The 14,846-nt window shown below is 73.8% G+C and carries 13 protein-coding genes; 6 read left to right on the top strand and 7 right to left on the bottom strand.

The features are described 5' to 3' along the window. Positions 1–5: 5 nt before the first annotated feature. The 3 genes from ACGFSA_RS23945 to ACGFSA_RS23935 all read right to left on the bottom strand — a co-directional run bounded on the left by ACGFSA_RS23945 (position 6) and on the right by ACGFSA_RS23935 (position 2,899). The gene (locus ACGFSA_RS23945) at positions 6–767 is read right to left on the bottom strand and encodes a 4'-phosphopantetheinyl transferase family protein (protein WP_393307374.1); all 762 of its coding nucleotides are present in this window, start codon (positions 765–767) and stop codon (positions 6–8) included. A 44-nt stretch (positions 768–811) separates the two neighbouring features. Then, positions 812–2,569 carry an acyl-CoA dehydrogenase family protein gene (locus ACGFSA_RS23940; RefSeq protein ID WP_393307372.1) on the bottom strand — a complete coding sequence of 586 codons (1,758 nt, stop codon included), beginning with the start codon at positions 2,567–2,569 and terminating at the stop codon, positions 812–814. A gap of 75 nt (positions 2,570–2,644) precedes the next feature. Beyond that, positions 2,645–2,899, bottom strand: a complete 255-nt coding sequence (locus ACGFSA_RS23935; RefSeq protein WP_393307370.1) for a hypothetical protein — start codon at positions 2,897–2,899, stop codon at positions 2,645–2,647. Positions 2,900–3,106: 207 nt separating this feature from the next. Here ACGFSA_RS23935 and ACGFSA_RS23930 point away from each other — a divergent pair, with 207 nt between their 5' ends. From ACGFSA_RS23930 to ACGFSA_RS23915, 4 genes are all read left to right on the top strand, one after another. Continuing rightward, positions 3,107–3,676, top strand: coding sequence for a hypothetical protein (locus tag ACGFSA_RS23930; protein ID WP_393307368.1), 570 nt, complete (start codon positions 3,107–3,109; stop codon positions 3,674–3,676). An 84-nt stretch (positions 3,677–3,760) separates the two neighbouring features. Then, a complete protein-coding gene (locus tag ACGFSA_RS23925) occupies positions 3,761–3,976 on the top strand; it encodes an acyl-CoA carboxylase epsilon subunit (RefSeq protein WP_393307366.1) in 216 nt (71 codons plus the stop codon). A 152-nt stretch (positions 3,977–4,128) separates the two neighbouring features. Next, positions 4,129–5,928, top strand: coding sequence for a fatty acyl-AMP ligase (locus ACGFSA_RS23920; RefSeq protein ID WP_393307364.1), 1,800 nt, complete (start codon positions 4,129–4,131; stop codon positions 5,926–5,928). After that, the gene (locus tag ACGFSA_RS23915) at positions 5,925–7,157 is read left to right on the top strand and encodes an acyltransferase domain-containing protein (RefSeq protein WP_393307362.1); all 1,233 of its coding nucleotides are present in this window, start codon (positions 5,925–5,927) and stop codon (positions 7,155–7,157) included. The genes ACGFSA_RS23920 and ACGFSA_RS23915 overlap by 4 nt, the downstream gene beginning before the upstream one ends. 26 nt (positions 7,158–7,183) lie before the next feature. Here the strand turns inward: ACGFSA_RS23915 and ACGFSA_RS23910 are convergent, their stop codons facing one another. The 4 genes from ACGFSA_RS23910 to ACGFSA_RS23895 form a co-directional block, all read right to left on the bottom strand. Continuing rightward, entirely contained in the window at positions 7,184–7,792 is a 609-nt protein-coding gene (locus ACGFSA_RS23910; protein ID WP_393307503.1) for a DNA-binding response regulator, read from the bottom strand. Positions 7,793–7,826: 34 nt separating this feature from the next. Then, positions 7,827–9,284 carry a sensor histidine kinase gene (locus ACGFSA_RS23905; RefSeq protein ID WP_393307360.1) on the bottom strand — a complete coding sequence of 486 codons (1,458 nt, stop codon included), beginning with the start codon at positions 9,282–9,284 and terminating at the stop codon, positions 7,827–7,829. A gap of 86 nt (positions 9,285–9,370) precedes the next feature. Continuing rightward, positions 9,371–11,617: a TOMM precursor leader peptide-binding protein gene (locus ACGFSA_RS23900; RefSeq protein ID WP_393307358.1), complete on the bottom strand. Its 2,247-nt coding sequence runs from the start codon at positions 11,615–11,617 to the stop codon at positions 9,371–9,373. Continuing rightward, positions 11,614–11,808 (bottom strand): hypothetical protein, encoded by a 195-nt coding sequence (locus ACGFSA_RS23895; RefSeq protein WP_393307356.1) that lies wholly within the window; start codon positions 11,806–11,808, stop codon positions 11,614–11,616. Before ACGFSA_RS23895 ends, ACGFSA_RS23900 begins: the two co-directional genes overlap by 4 nt. Positions 11,809–12,118: 310 nt before the next feature. Between ACGFSA_RS23895 and ACGFSA_RS23890 the strand changes: the two genes are divergently transcribed. Then, positions 12,119–12,922, top strand: coding sequence for a BTAD domain-containing putative transcriptional regulator (locus tag ACGFSA_RS23890; RefSeq protein ID WP_393307354.1), 804 nt, complete (start codon positions 12,119–12,121; stop codon positions 12,920–12,922). Positions 12,923–12,998: 76 nt separating this feature from the next. Further along, positions 12,999–14,612, top strand: coding sequence for an acyl-CoA carboxylase subunit beta (locus ACGFSA_RS23885; RefSeq protein ID WP_393307352.1), 1,614 nt, complete (start codon positions 12,999–13,001; stop codon positions 14,610–14,612). Positions 14,613–14,846: the final 234 nt, after the last annotated feature.

Here is a 14,846-nt window from a genome sequence, read left to right as displayed (position 1 = left end):
ATCGCTCAACTGGCGCTGGAGCCCGGCGGCGTCCCCTCGCCGAAGCCGGGGTCGTGTACGGCGGCGCTGACGGTGTAGGCGTCCTCGACCAGCCAGCTGTGGAAGGTCCACTCCTGCCCCGCCCCGGGCGTCCCGTCGGGCCGCAGCATGCGGGTCGGCACATCGGGCGGCCCGAAGCCGAACTCGGTGAAGCGGAACCGCAGTCCCTGGCCGATCGCCTTGCTGTAGGCCTCCTTCAGCGTCCACAGCCGCACCAGCTCGCGGTTGCGCCGCTCCGGCGGCACCCGTTCGAGGGCCTCCAGTTCGTACGGGGTGCAGGCCTGGTGCTCGGTGCCGAGCTCCAGCATCCGCCGGTCGGCCGGCTCGGTGTCCACCCCGATCCGGCCGACCCTGGTCAGGCCCACCACGAGCAGGCCCTCGGTGTGGCTGAGGCCGACGTCGAGCTGGTCGATGCCGCGCAGATATGGGCGGCCGCCCGGTTTGTACGCCAGTTCGAGCTCCCGCGGCAGGGCGTCGAGCACCGCGCCCGCCGCGGACTTGAGCAGCAGCCGGGCGGCGACGAACCGGTCCCGGTTGCGCGAGGCGGGCATCCGGACGAGCCGGACGTGGTCCGCCCCCAGGTCCGCGGCGAGCTCCGGCGCATCGAGATCCGCCGGCACCCAGTCGTCGACGGCCGCGTACACCACACAGCTGCCGCCCCCGGCGACCGCGCCCCGCACCTCCTCCCACGAGCCCCCGCCCCCGCCGTGCCGCACCGGCCGCTCCATGTCGTACCTCCTCGTCCAGGCCGTGTCCCGCCCGGTACGCCCGATCACGAGCGCCCAAGGGCGGTCGCGTACAGGTCATAGCTGCGGGCGTCGTCGAAGCGGTGGAGCAGCTCGGTGAGCAGGTGGTCGGCGGGCGCCTCGGGCATCCGGACCGCCGCGCGGTCGAGCCGGCCGGCGACGCGGGTGAGTGCGGTCGCCGCCCAGTCCGGGCCGGCCAGGAAGCCGCCGGACGGGCGGTGCCGCCACACGCCGAGGCACGCGGCGCCCGCGACGAGCAGCGCGTAGCGGTCGGCCAGGGCGAAGGCGCGCGGGCCGGGGGGCTGTCCGACGGGCCGGGCGGCGAGTTCGGCGCAGCCGTCGCGCAGCACCCCCAGCTGCTCCACGAGCACCCCGGCGGCCTCGGCGAGCGGCCCTCCGGCGTGCCGTGCCGACTCCTCCAACGAGCCGAGCAGCGAGTCCCGGTCGGCGGGCAGCCCGTTCTCCCACACCTCGCACGGCGGCAGTGCCGCGTCGAACGGCCGGAAGAGCCGGGCGAGTCCGTCGCCGGTTGCGCAGGGGGCGTCCGGGTCTCCCCCGGCTCCCGTGGCGCCGCCGTCCGGCGGCGTGCCGAACGCGGGCAGCCGCAGCAGCTGGGCGACAAGCACGGCCCGGCTCGCCGAGGCGCCCGCACTGCCCAGGCCCAGCATCGGTAGATCGCGCGCCGTCTTCTGGAAGATCGCGTAACTCCCGCTTGTCGCATACGCCTCGGAGCCGAGCACGATCGACAGGTCGTCCATCGTCTCGGTGAGCACCATCGGCAGCAGATACTTGGCGACGGCGCCCAGCGTCCGGCTCTCGCGCGGCAGCACGTGCGTGGCCCGGGTGGCGACGAGTGCCAGGCAGTCGCACACCAGCAGGTCGGCGAAGGCGTTCACGAGCGCGGTGCGGGTCCGCGAGGAGTGCAGCGAGGCCGGGCTGCGCCGCCGCCGCGAGCGGGCGAAGGCCGTGGTGGTGCGCAGCACGGTGTCGGCGCAGCCGAGGGTCATCGACAGACCGGCGCTGCGGGTGAGCGGGAAGACGTGCTCGGCGAGGCGCGTTCCGCCGCCCGCCGGTCCCAGCAGCCGCCCGGTGGCCGGCCGGGGCCCGTCGAAGGCGAGGCCCTGGACGGCGCAGCCGCGTACGCCGGTGGTCGGGCGCCGCGGCAGCAGCCGGATGCCGGCGCCGTCGGGGTGGGCGGGTCCAGGGGCCAGGAGGGCGCTCAGCCCGTCGGGCGTGTCGGCGAAGAGCACGAGGGCGCCGGCCCGGGCCCCGTTGTTGAGGGCCTCCTTTCGGCCGCCGAGGCGGTAACCGGCGCCGTCCGGCACGGCGGTGAGCCGGTTGCGCAGGAAGTCGTTGCCCTGCGGCGGCTCGGGGTAGGCGCAGGCCATCCGGCCGTGGGCGAGCAGCAGTCCGGCGGTCTCCTGGCGCTGGCTCGGCGTGCCGGCCGTCCACACGCCGACCGCGGCGAGGTACGAGGTGAGGCCGTAGCCCAGGCCGAGGGCGGCGTCGCGGCGGAACACCACGCGCAGCACCCGGGCCAGCACGTCGAGCCGGTCGAGCCGGCCGCCGAGTCCGATGGGCACGAACTCGGCGTTCAGGCCGAAGGCATCGAGCAGCCGCTCGGCGGCCGGCAGCAGCCGCTGCCTCTCGTCGGCGGCCAGGAACTGCTGGGCGCCCAGCGGGTTTCCGGGGTCGTCGAGGTCGCCGAAGTCGTGTTCGAGCCGGGCGATGCGTTCCTGGACGGCGACCTCCGAGGAGTCCACCGGGTCCACCACCGTCGTCATGCCATCCCTCCGTTCCTCTTCCCCGTCCGCCGCCCCGGCCGTTCCCCTGTCCGCCGGGGGCCCGCGCGCCACCGCTCAATTCGCGCTCGAGGTCTTCCGGCCAGAATCGGTCCCATCGCTTCCGCCGGGCCCGGACGACGGGTCCACGGTCCGCGGGTCTTCGGTCCGCGGGTCCGCCGCCATGGCGTGCCGGTACTGCTGCCAGAGCGTGTTCTCGTCCACGGGCACCCACATGGAGCCGTAGGCGACGAGCGAGGTCCACACCGCCCGCGCGAGCCGCCCGAGGAGCACTCGGGCGGCGACGGCGTCGCTGTTTCCGGTTGCGGGCATGTCGGGCCCTCCCTTCCGAGATCCGGGAAGGCCACCATCCCCGCGGCGGCTCGGTTGATCCTCGAGGAACTCTCGTGCGCGCGGGCTCCCGACCGTCCTCAAGCGGTTCTCGAGCGGCGTGTAATCGAATGCCTGGGTCTGCACGCACCACCGGGACGAAAAGGGGGCCGGGCGGTGTATCCAAGCGATCGTGAGCCAGAACTGACCGTGATCGGACGTTTCACCACCACCGCGCCGCCCGGGGCGTTCGAGCCTGATCTGCTCGCCTACGCCCGTCGCCGGGAGTCCCGCAGGGGCTTCGTCTCGCGGGTGACCGCCGCCCTGACCGGGCGCCCCGGCACCTATGTCCACCTCGAGCACTGGACCGGCCTCGACCGCCTGCTGCGCGCGGGGCGCGAGGATCCGGCGTCCCCGCCCGCGCCTGCGGAGGCCGAACTCCTGGTCACCGTCGGCCGGATGGCTCCGAACGGCCCGCCCTGCGACTCCGCGCGCCTTGTCCTGCTGCGGGCCGCGGTGGACCACGCCGCCGACCCGGACCGCTTCGAGCTGAACTTCGGCTTGCTGGTCGGCCTGTGCGTCCCCGAGGAGGCCTTCGGCGGCAGCCTGCTGCTCCGCTCGGTGGCCGACCCGTACGCGTACACGGGTCTGCTGTGGTGGCACGACCCCGCGGCCGACGAGCGGGTCCGGACGAGCGCCTCCTGGCGTACCCGCCTCGAAGGCCTGGCGGCCACCGCCCGCCTCACCGTGGACCCGGCCCGCCCGCTGTCCGCCCGCTGAGCGGCATTCCGCCGGCGCGGTCGAGGCCTCCCGCCCGATCCCCTCCCGAGGACTTCTCGAGGTGCCGGACCCAGCATCGGGGCCATGGACGAGACCACCGAGACGCAGCCCGCCTTCCTCGTCGTACGGGGGCGACCGGACCCCGTGGAACTCGCCGCCCTGACGGCCGTCCTGCTGGCCAGACTGCGCGCGGCGGCCGCGGCGGAGGACTCCGCGGACCCGGCGGCCGGTGCGCCGCGCGCTCCCTGGGGCGCGGCGCGGCGGGCGCGCCCACGGGTCGGCTGGACCGCGCCCCACTGACTCCGCAAGCCCCGCGCGGCCCCTGCTTCGCCCCCACTCGGCCCAGCGTCGGTCGAGTGCCCTTCTAGACGCCGTACCTACGGTCGAGTGGCGGGTGAAACGGGCGCCGACGTCGGGGGCGTCAGCGCCCGTACGACACGCAGGGGGCCGGAATGAGCGACCATCGCACGTTCACCGAACTGATGCTCGACAGAGTGGAGCGGACACCGGAGCGCACCGCGCTGCTCATGCTGCCGGACAGCGACGAACGCGGTCGCCCCGCCTCGCTCTCGTACCGCGCGCTCGACGCCCAGGCCCGCCGGCTCGCCGGCCGGCTCCGCGCCGACGGCGCCACCGGCGAGCCGGTGCTGCTGCTGCACGAGTCCCGGAGCCAGTTCGCGGTGTCGTTCCTGGCGTGCCTGTACGCCGGGGCCGTCGCCGTACCGGTGCCGCCCTACGACGGCCGGAGCCACCACGAGGAGCGGGTGGCCGGGATCGTCCGGCACACCTCCCCGCGGGCCGCGCTCACCTGCGCATCGCTCGCGCCGGACGTGTCCCGGCTGCTCGCCCGGCACGGCTACGGCTCGGTGCCCTGTCTCGCCGCCGACGCGGTCGGCGGGACGGGCACCGGGCGGCTGCCGGAGCCGGACCCGCAGACCGTGGCGTATCTGCAGTTCTCCTCCGGGTCCACCGGCAGCCCGAACGGCGTGGTGGTCACCCACCGCAACCTCCTCGCCAACCAGGAGGCCCTCGCCCGGCTGCTCGGCGCGGGGCCGGACGCCCGGATCGGCGGCTGGCTGCCGTTCCATCACGACATGGGCCTGGTCGGGCAGTTGCTGCATCCGCTCTGGCTCGGCGGCACCTCCGTCACGCTGTCGCCCGAGGCCTTCGTCAAGCGGCCGGCCCGCTGGTTGGAGGCCATCGGGCGGTACGGGATCGAGGTGAGCGGCGCCCCCGACTTCGCGTACGACCACTGCGTCCGGCGGGTCACGGACGAGGAGCTGGCCGGGCTCGACCTGTCGGGCTGGCGGATCGCGATCTCCGGCGGGGAGCCGGTGCGCGCCGAGACCCGGCGGGCGTTCACCGAGCGGTTCGCCGCCGCCGGCCTGCGCCCGGACACGCTGCACGCGGCGTACGGCCTCGCCGAGGCCACCCTGCTCGTCTCCGGCGGCCCGGCCGCGGACGGCGAGCGGACGGTCGACACCGAGGCCCTCGAGCAGGGCCAGGTGCGCGAGGCCCTTCCCGGACGGCCCGCCCGCACCCTGGTGTCCTGCGGCCGGGTGGACGTGGCGGCCGGGCGGGTGCTGATCGTGGACCCGGAGAGCCGCCGGGTGCTGCCGAACGGGCGGATCGGCGAGATCTGGGTGAGCGGACCGGGCATCTCCGCGGCGTACTGGCGCGACCGCAAGGCGAGCGCCGAGCGCTTCGGGGCCGTGACGGCCGACGGCACGGGCGGGCTGCTGCGCACCGGTGACCTCGGCACGGTGGACGGCGGGCGGCTCTATGTCACCGGCCGTCTGAAGGACGTGATCATGGTCGCGGGCCGCAACCTCTACCCGCAGGACGTGGAGCGCACGGTCCAGCGGGTCAGCTCACTGTTCAGCACGGGCTCCGCCTTCTCCGTCCCGGGAGAGCGCGAACGGGTGGTCGTGGTCCAGGAGTTGCGCACCCACCAGCGCTACGCGCTCGATCTGGAGGAGCTGGTGGCGGACGTACGGCGCTGTCTCAGCGAGGAGTTCCAGGTGACGGTGGCGGGCGTGCTCCTGGTGCGCCCCGGCACCGTCCGCCGCACCAGCAGCGGAAAGGTCGAACGGGTGGCGATGCGCCGCCTGTTCCTGAGCGGCGGCCTGCGGCCACTGCACCAGTACCTGGCCGACGACCTGGTGGGAGCGGTGGGCCCGCCGCTAGCGGCGGGCGACCTGGCCGGCGGTCCTGCCGGCGGGAGAGGGACGACAGACAGGGGGAAGACATGAGCGGCAAGGCACCGGGCGGGCCCGACGAGAGGGAGTTCGCCACCTGGCTCGCCGAGCGGGTCGCACGGTACGCGGGGCGGGAGGTCGGCGACGACGAGGAGCTGTCCGCCTGGGGGATCGACTCAGTGTCCGTGCTCAGTCTGTGCGGGGACATCGAGGAGCAGTTCGGCCCGCTGTTCGACTTCGCGGACCTCTGGGCCCATCCGACCGTGCGCGATCTCGCCCGCCATCTGGCGATGCCGTACGAGATGCGCCGGAACTCGGGGCTGGTGCGGGCGGCGTTCGTGTTCACCGGGCAGGGCACCCAGCATCCCGGGATGACCGCCGGGCTGCATCGCGAGCTCACCGCGTACCGGCGTCATCTCGGCGCGGCGGACGAGGCGATCGCCCCGTATCTGGGCCGCTCGGTCGCCGGACTGATCCTCGACGGGGACGAGCGGGTGCACCAGACGGCGCTGACCCAGCCGGCGCTGTTCGCGGTCGGCTACGCGCTGGCGATGACGCTGGTGGAGGAGGGCTTGCGTCCGGTGGCCGTGCTCGGCCACGGCACCGGCGAGCTCGTGGCGGCGGTGGTCGCCGGCGCGCTGTCTCTCGACGACGCCGCCCGGCTGGCGTGCGCCCGCGGCGCCTTCATGCAGTATCTGCCGTCCGGCGGCGGGATGATGGCGACCTGCGCGAGCCCGTTCGAGGCGGCCGACGCGGCGGCGGGAGAGCCGCAGGTGACGATCGGCGCGGTCAACGCGGCACGCGCCACGGTGCTCTCGGGTCCGGTCGAGGGCCTGGAGCGGGTCCGCGAGCGGCTGGCGGCGATCGGTATCGCCTGCACCTTCCTCCAGGTGCGGCACGCCTTCCAGTCGCCGCTGATGGAGCCGATGGCACCGCGCTTCGAGGCCGTGGCCCGGCATGTGGCGGGCGGGCGGCCGGAACTGCCGTACTACTCCACGGTGTACGGCCGCGAGTACGACGAGCCGCTGGCGACGGCGTACTGGACGGCGCAGCTCACCACGCCGGTGCGGTTCGCCGACGCGGCCCGCCGGATGCTCGCCCAGCAGGCCCCCAGCCATGTGGTGGAGATCGGGCCCCGCGCGGTGCTCACACCGTTCCTGCGCCGGATCGCGGGGGCGCGGGGGCCGGCCTGTCTGGCGGTGTGCCGCGGCCCGGAGAGCGACGCGGTGCATCTGGCGGGCGTGCTGTCGAAGCTGGACGCGGGTCCGCTGGCGGAGCACTGACGCCTCACCGCCGCCCGTGGGCCGGGTTACGGGATCCAGCCGGCCTCCTCCGCGATGCGGATGGCGTCGATGCGGTTACGCGCGTTGAGCTTGTCGACGATGGCGGTGAGGTAGTTGCGTACGGTGCCCTGGGTGAGGAAGAGGTGGTCGGCGATCTCCGCGGCGCCGGCGCCACGGGCCGCGAGCCGCAGCACCTGGGTCTCGCGCGGGGAGAGCGGGTTGTCGGGCGCCTCCCAGGCGCTGAGGGCGAGTTCGGGGTCGATGACCCGCTGGCCGACGGCGACCGAGCGCACCGCCTGGGCGAGCCGGGACGGCGGGGAGTCCTTCAGGAGGAAGCCGGAGACCCGCGCGGCCATCGCCCGCCGCAGGGTCCCAGGTCTGCCGAGGCTCGTGAGGATGAGGGTGCGGCAGTCCGGCACCCGCTCGTGCAGGTCGGCCGCCGCGGTGAGCCCGTCGACCCCGGGCAGGTCGATGTCGATGACGGCGACGTCCGGGCGGGCATCCAGGGCGGCCGGAACGATGAGGTCCCCGCGGGGGACCGACGCGACGACCTGGAGGTCCGGCTCGAGTTCCAGCAGCGCCACCAGCGCGCCACGGACCATGTGCACGTCCTCGGCGAGCAGGATCTTGATCAGCAGCATGTGCTCCCCCGATGTGTCCTGCGTGCGCTCAGACGGCTTGTTTGCCCGCGTCTCCGCGTCTGCCCGCTTCTCCGGGACCGCTCGTGTCTCCGCGTAAGCCCGCGTCGCCCCGTACGCCGGCCTCGCCGTGACCGCCGGCGTCCGCGCTCTCCGGGGCGGCCGCGTGGGCCGCACCGGGCGTGCCGAGCACCACGCGGCGGGCGCGCGGCAGCAGCGGTTTCGCTTCCTCGCCCTTGGACGGCCTCAGCGGGGCGACGGCCGTCAGCCGGAAGCGATTCCCGGCCTCGGCCCCGGCCCGCATCTCGCCGCCGATCGCGGCGAGCCGGGTCCGCAGGTTGCCCAGACCGCTGCCGCGGTCCGGGGCGTCGGGCCGGTCCTGCGCGACCACGCCGTCGTTGACCAGGTCCAGTCGCACTGCCTCTCCTTCGACCCGCACCGTGACGGTGCACGACTGCACCTTGCTGTGCCTGAGCATATTGGTGACGCCCTCGCGCAGGGCCGTCGCGAGCACGGTGTCCACCAACGGGTGGAGCCGGCCGCAGTCGATGTCCAGCTCCGTCTCGACGTCGGCCGCCGCCATCACCTCGGCCACCGACTCGGCCTCCGCCGTAAGGGACATGTCCCGGTAGCCGCTGGCCACGAGCCGGACGTCGGCGAGCGCCTGCCGGGCGACGCCGAGCGCCGAGGCGACCTCCTCGCGGGCCCGCTCCGGATTGACCAGGGTGAGCCGGTGGATCAGCTCGCACTTGAGGGTGATGGCGGAGAGGCTGTAGCCGAGCAGGTCGTGCAGGTCCCGCGCGAACCGCAGCCGCTCCTGGGTGACCGCCATCCGGGCCATCTCGGCGCGGGCGTCGTGGACTTCGCGCACGAGGTCGGTGAGCCGGGTGAGCCCGTAGATGACGAGCCCGGTCAGCGCGGTGGAGACGGCGTAGTAGCCCGTCTCCAGGGCCGAGATCCCGTCGCTCGCCACCGACCAGCCGAGGATGGCCAGCGGGACCGCGCTGTAGCAGGGCCAGGCGAACCGGCCGGGAAGCATCAGGAGAATCGATCCGGCGAGCGGTCCCGCCATGCTTCCCCAGGCGATGCCCAGCCACACCATGGGCCCTAAGGTGAGGCCCGCCTGGGTGACGAGAACGACCGCCCGGCGCCCGCCGGACCACCGGCGGGCGCGGGGCGACGCCAGCATGATCTGCAGGGTGTAGAGCGCGCCCACGGCGAGGGTGCACAGGACGAGCCCGAGCGGGCTCGACACCGTGTTCTGCACGTTGAGCAGGGTGACGACGCCGTACCCCGCGAAGACCACCGTGCTGACGCCCCGGGCGAGCCGCGGCGCCAGGAGACCCCGGCCCCCACGCCCGCCCCGGCCGTCGTCCGGCGCGGCGGCCATGGCGGGCGGGGTCCATGACCCCTTGCTCGGTGACGCTCCCTCCACCTGCTCCTCGATGGGGATGAAGTCGTTGTCCGAGGCCCGGAAACGGCCCGCCATGTGTCGACTCCTCGCATGGATGTCGAGAGTTTGTGAGACCGGACTATAATCCGACACCCGGCGGATCCGGGACCATCACGCGCGAACTACAAGGCCAGCGGTTCGGAGTTGAGTTCCTCGTAGGGCGTCGGCCGGGCCAGTTCCCCGAGCCGGACCGGCACGTCGTAGAGCCGTCCCGGCGCGAACCGGGCGTAGAAGTGACGAAGTCCCGGCACCAGTACCTTCACCACCGGAATGCCGACGTCCGGCCGGGTCTGGTCGAGTACCAGCAACTCCAGGCCGTGCGCGGCGACGAGGGCGCGGACCGTCTCGACGTCGGCGAGGAGATCGGCCTCGCGGACGTACGCCGGCCAGGTGGCGGGGGTACGGGCCGACTGCCCCGGGTCCGGCAGCAGATGGGGCTGCCCGGGGGCCGGCGGCGCCGCTACGGCGGCCACGGGCGGCAGCGTCTGGACCATCTCGGTGAGCGCCCGGCGCAGTGCGAGCCGGGGATCGAAGTGGGCCCCGAACCCGTAGACGATGTCGGGGAGTTCGCCGTCCGTGCGCCGGGAGACCGCCACCATGACCGGGATCCCGAGGTCGGAGGTGAGGTCGAGGGCCCAGACCTGCCGGCTCGCCCGGCCGAGCGCTTCGCGCAGCCGCGCGAGCCACGGCGCGTCGAACGCGTCGAGGTCGACGGCCGGCCGGCGGAGCCGGTTGTACCACCACAGCGACACCGCGTCCCGCTCGACGAGTTCGAGGAAGCCCTGCACCAGGGCGTCCTCGGTGCTGCTGCCCGCCGCGTTGCCGTTGGAGTCGGCCCACAGCCCGTCCGGCGCGCCGCCGGGTGTGCAGTCGAAGTACAGCGTGGAGGTGGGCAGCAGCCGCTGGACGCCGGTGAGCGACCACATTGGGGTCCAGTGGGTGGGCCGGTGCGGGTCGAAGGGCGCGCACACGTGGTGGAAGGGGGTGTGCGAGGCGTTCCACTGGTCCCGGTCGGCGTACTGCCGCTCATGGAACAGCTGGTACGTGTTGGGGTGGACGGCGTTTTCGCCGAGTCCGGCGAGCGAGTCGGTGATCGTGGCCTCGTCGCCCTGCCGGGTGGCGCAGTAACGTTCCACCGCCTCGCCGAGCGCACTGGCCCGGGCCTCGGCCGCCGTCGTGCCCTTGCCCGAGCTGCGCGCCCGCAGCACCCGCCGCATACTCGCCGGGGAGTGCCCGTGCAGCGCCAGGTTGTGCCCGGAGTCGTAGGCGTACAGACCCTCGGGAAGCCCGGCCATGGGCCGGACCTCCGTCACGATGCCGGTGACGGGGCCGATCAGATGCCCGTACCGCTCCAGCATCTGCTCGGCGGACAGCGCCCGGTCGTTGCTGCCCGAGCCCTCGGCCTTGGGCCGCGACACCAACACCACCGGCCGCCGGGTCCGCTCGGCGACCAGTGCGGGGTCCCCGCAGGAAGGACACTGCGGGCGCCGCCGCACCGGGTGGTGGGCGGTGCGCAGGGTGAGGCCGTCCAGGACGCACACCGCCCCCTGCTCGGCGGTGCGCAGCCCGGCCAGCCACTTGGCCGTCTCCAGGACGGCGCCGTGCAGCCCCACGGCCCGTACGGCGGGCAGCGAGGACGCCGGCCGCACGCCCGGCCGGTCGAGGCCAAGAGCCTGGCGTACGGACAGCTCGCCGCGGTGGTGCTCGCGCAGCCGGTGCGCCAGACAGGTCCAGCAGGCGCCGTCTCCGTCCGGGTCGAAGACCGGACCGGTCCACGGCTCGGCGGCGAAGGGGCTGGCGAGCAGCCACGGCCGCCGCGCGGCCCGTAACCGCTCGGACGTCTCCCGCAGTCCGGGCATCAGATAGTCCTCGCACAGCACGAGGGCGAAGTCGGCGTCGGCGTCCGCGCCGACCGGGGTGAGGCCCGAGTTCCGGCACGCGGCCCGGGCGGCCTCGCCGTCCACCGCGCCGACTCCGATCACCGCCACCGGCCGGCCGCGCACCGCGCGGTCGGCTACCGCGCCGTCGAGACCGGCCCGGTCCCAGTACGTCTGCGCCGCCGAGCGCTCGGCCGGGACGGACGGGTCGGGCACGCCATGGCGGTAGCCCACGAGATTGGCCTCGGCCAACTGCCGGACCACCCTGCCCGCCACGTCGACCGGCATCACCGCCGCGGCCTCCCTGAGCAACTCGGGCAGGGTGTGGGTGCCGTCGAGCAGACCGAGGAGGGTTTCCGCGCCGGCCCCGCGCACGGCGGTCATGTCCTGGTCGGACCACACGAACACCTCCTCCCCCGGGACCGACACGGCCCGCACGTGGCGCTTGAACGCCACGAACGGGCCGCGGGCCGGGCTCTGCGCCTCGCTCACGCACCCACCCGGGTGTCGAGCGCGGCGGAGATGCACATGCACCAGCTCGCGCGCCCGGCCTCGGTGCGGCTGAGGCTCTCGACGGTTATCCCGGCCGGCGTCCCGCCGGCCGGCCCGGACTCACTGCAGCCGGACCGCCCGGTCCGCGCGTCCGACGGAAGAAGGCGAAGGATGTCCTCGGTGATGTTCATGACGTGTGCCCCCAGGAATGAACGAAGTGGGCGGGCGGACGTGGCAATTGCGAAGACGAAGCACGTCACCCGCTTGGAACCGTCCGCGCCGAGGAACCGGATCCGGTCTCGGCGTCTGGCCAGAAGTCTGCTTCCGGAACAGGAACCTCCGGCAGTGCAGCGCTCATCGGCGCGACATGACATTTTCATGACGGTGGTCGTGCTCCCCTCACTGGGCCGCGAGCCGGGCACGGTGCGAATCTCGAGTGCCGGACTCCGAACGGGCCGTCACGGGGACGCCGACGGCCGTGGCCCAAGGGGGAGAAAGCCCATGGACATCCAGATCCTGGGGTCGCTCGCCGCGCAGGAACGCGGCGTGTCGGTCGTACCCAGCGCCGCCAAGCCCCGCCAGCTCCTCTCACTGCTCGCCCTGCACGCCGACCGGGTGGTGTCGGTGCCGACGCTGATGGAGGAGATCTGGGGCGAGTGCGTTCCCCGCAGCGCCTCCACCACGCTGCAGACGTACATCCTCCAGCTGCGCCGCCGGCTCACCGCCGCACTCGACGGCGACCCGCGGCTCGACGCGAAGGACATCCTGGTCACCCGGTTCGGCGGCTATCTGCTCCAGGTGGAGCCCGGCCGGGTGGACGCCCACGAGTTCGACCGGCTCGCCGCGGCCGGCGCCACCGCCTTCGAGGTCGGCGACTACCGCGCCGCCTCCGACCTGCTGCGCCGCGCCCTCGGCCTGTGGCAGGGCCCGGCCCTGGTCGACGTACCGGCCGGATCGGTGCTCGAACTGGAGGTGCTGCGCCTCAACGAGCAGCGCACCACCGCGCTCGAACGCCGCATCGAGGCGGACCTGCGCCTGGGCCGCCACGCCGAGGTGGTCCCGGAACTCCGCGTCCTCGCCGCCCGCCACCCCCTCCACGAGGGCTTCTGCGCCCAGCTGATGCGCGCCCTGCACCGCACAGGCGGCAGCTGGCGCGCCCTGGAGGCCTACCAGCGCCTACGCGGCTCGCTCGTACGCGAACTGGGCCTGGAACCGTCGGCGGCGCTGCAGGACCTGCACCGGGCGGTGCTTTCGGGGGACCCGGACCATGCGCTGAGGGTGACGACGGCGGACCGGGCACAGTAGTCGGTCGAGGCCGAGGCCGAGTGGTCCTCCAGAGGAGGTACCGGAGGCTTCGAGTACGGGCGCCTACGGTGCCGCAATGACGACCTTCGACGAACTGCTCACCGACGGTCCGGCACCCGTCGCCTCCCCCACCCCTGAGCCGGATCTGCGCCGCTCCACCGACGAGTTGCAACGCCTGAAGGAGGAGCTGAGCCGGGGCCCCGCCCCCGAGGCCACCCGGCGCCAGCACGCGAAGGGCAAGCTCACCGCACCCGAGCGCCTGGAACTCCTCTTCGACGAGGGCACGTTCACGGAGATCGAGCCGCTGCGCCGGCACCGCGCCTCGGGCTTCGGCCTGGAGGCGCGCAAGCCGCACGGCGACGGCGTGGTGATCGGCTGGGGCCTGGTGCACGGGCGCACGGTCTTCGCGTACGCGCACGACTTCCGCGTCTTCGGCGGCGCCCTGGGCGAGGCCCACGCGGAGAAGATCCACAAGGTGATGGACCTGGCGGAGGCGGCGGGCGCGCCGGCCGTGGGCCTGAGCGACGGCGCGGGCGCGCGGATCCAGGAGGGCGTGACGGCGCTCGCCGGGTACGGCGGCATCTTCCGCCGCAACACCCGCGCCTCCGGAGTGATCCCGCAGATCAGCGTGATCCTGGGCCCGTGCGCGGGCGGCGCCGCCTACTCCCCCGCGCTGACCGACTTCGTGTTCATGGTGCGCGGCACCTCGCAGATGTTCATCACGGGCCCGGACGTGGTCCAGGCGGTGACCGGCGAGCAGATCAGCCATGACGGCCTGGGCGGCGCGGATGTGCACGCCGGGGTGTCGGGGGTGTCGGGTTTCGTCTATGACGACGAGGCGGACTGCCTGGCGGACGTCCGCCACCTCCTTTCCCTCCTCCCCCAGAACAACCGCGAACTGCCCCCGGTGGTCCGCACCGACGACCCGCCGGACCGCCCCACGGACGCGCTGACCTCACTGGTCCCGGCCGACCCGCAGCAGGCGTACGACATGCGCGCGGTGATCGAGGAGATCGTCGACGACGGCGACTTCTTCGAGGTCCACGAGGGCTGGGCGCAGAACGTGGTGTGCGCGCTGGCCCGCCTGGACGGCCATGTGGCGGGCATCGTCGCGAACCAGCCCACCGCCCTCGCCGGCGTCCTCGACATCCACGGCTCGGAGAAGGCCGCCCGTTTCGTCCAGTTCTGCGACGCCTTCAACATCCCGCTGGTCACCCTGGTCGACGTACCGGGCTTCCTGCCGGGCGTCGACCAGGAGCACAACGGCATCATCCGCCACGGCGCCAAACTCCTCTACGCCTACTGCAACGCGACGGTCCCGCGCATCTCCCTGGTCATCCGCAAGGCCTACGGCGGCGCCTACATCGTGATGGACTCCCGCTCGATCGGCGCGGACCTCTCCTTCGCCTGGCCGACCAACGAGATCGCGGTGATGGGGGCGGAGGGCGCGGCGAACGTCGTCTTCCGCCGCGAGATCGCCGCCTCCACCGACCCTGAGGCGACCCGCACCCGCCTCATCAAGGAGTACAAGTCCGAGCTGATGCACCCCTACTACGCCGCCGAACGCGGCCTGGTGGACGACGTCATCGCCCCCGCCGAGACCCGCCGCACCCTGACCCGCGCCCTGGCCATGCTCCGCCAGAAGCACGCCCAGCTCCCTGAACGGAAGCACGGGAACCCGCCGATGTGACGGGCCCAGTCACGGAGCTGGTCACTCTGCGGCCGATCTCGCGATCCATCGGGCCACACCTTCCAAGGCGTTGAGCACCTGCGTGTCATACAGCCCGAAGAAGCCCTGACAGTCACGGCCGAGGCGGTTGTACGGCACTGATGCCCCTATGGATGTCAAGCAGCGGTTGCGGCACGTGCGTGGCTGGCTGCGGGGCTCGGAGTGGCGATGAGCCGGTAGATCTCCCGTGCGATG

This window comes from Streptomyces sp. NPDC048496, from assembly GCF_043200055.1.
GTDB lineage: Bacteria > Actinomycetota > Actinomycetes > Streptomycetales > Streptomycetaceae > Streptomyces.
This window is presented reverse-complemented; position numbering and strand designations above follow the sequence as displayed.

What these genes read in the sequence shown, in the direction of transcription:
- ACGFSA_RS23925 (WP_393307366.1), top strand. Translation starts at nt 3,761, where the DNA reads ATGGACGAGACCACCGAGACGCAGCCCGCCTTCCTCGTCGTACGGGGG.
- ACGFSA_RS23885 (WP_393307352.1), top strand. Translation starts at nt 12,999, where the DNA reads ATGACGACCTTCGACGAACTGCTCACCGACGGTCCGGCACCCGTCGCC.
- ACGFSA_RS23915 (WP_393307362.1), top strand. Translation starts at nt 5,925, where the DNA reads ATGAGCGGCAAGGCACCGGGCGGGCCCGACGAGAGGGAGTTCGCCACC.
- ACGFSA_RS23905 (WP_393307360.1), bottom strand. Translation starts at nt 9,284, where the DNA reads ATGGCGGGCCGTTTCCGGGCCTCGGACAACGACTTCATCCCCATCGAG.
- ACGFSA_RS23940 (WP_393307372.1), bottom strand. Translation starts at nt 2,569, where the DNA reads ATGACGACGGTGGTGGACCCGGTGGACTCCTCGGAGGTCGCCGTCCAG.
- ACGFSA_RS23920 (WP_393307364.1), top strand. Translation starts at nt 4,129, where the DNA reads ATGAGCGACCATCGCACGTTCACCGAACTGATGCTCGACAGAGTGGAG.
- ACGFSA_RS23890 (WP_393307354.1), top strand. Translation starts at nt 12,119, where the DNA reads ATGGACATCCAGATCCTGGGGTCGCTCGCCGCGCAGGAACGCGGCGTG.
- ACGFSA_RS23895 (WP_393307356.1), bottom strand. Translation starts at nt 11,808, where the DNA reads ATGAACATCACCGAGGACATCCTTCGCCTTCTTCCGTCGGACGCGCGG.
- ACGFSA_RS23945 (WP_393307374.1), bottom strand. Translation starts at nt 767, where the DNA reads ATGGAGCGGCCGGTGCGGCACGGCGGGGGCGGGGGCTCGTGGGAGGAG.
- ACGFSA_RS23935 (WP_393307370.1), bottom strand. Translation starts at nt 2,899, where the DNA reads ATGCCCGCAACCGGAAACAGCGACGCCGTCGCCGCCCGAGTGCTCCTC.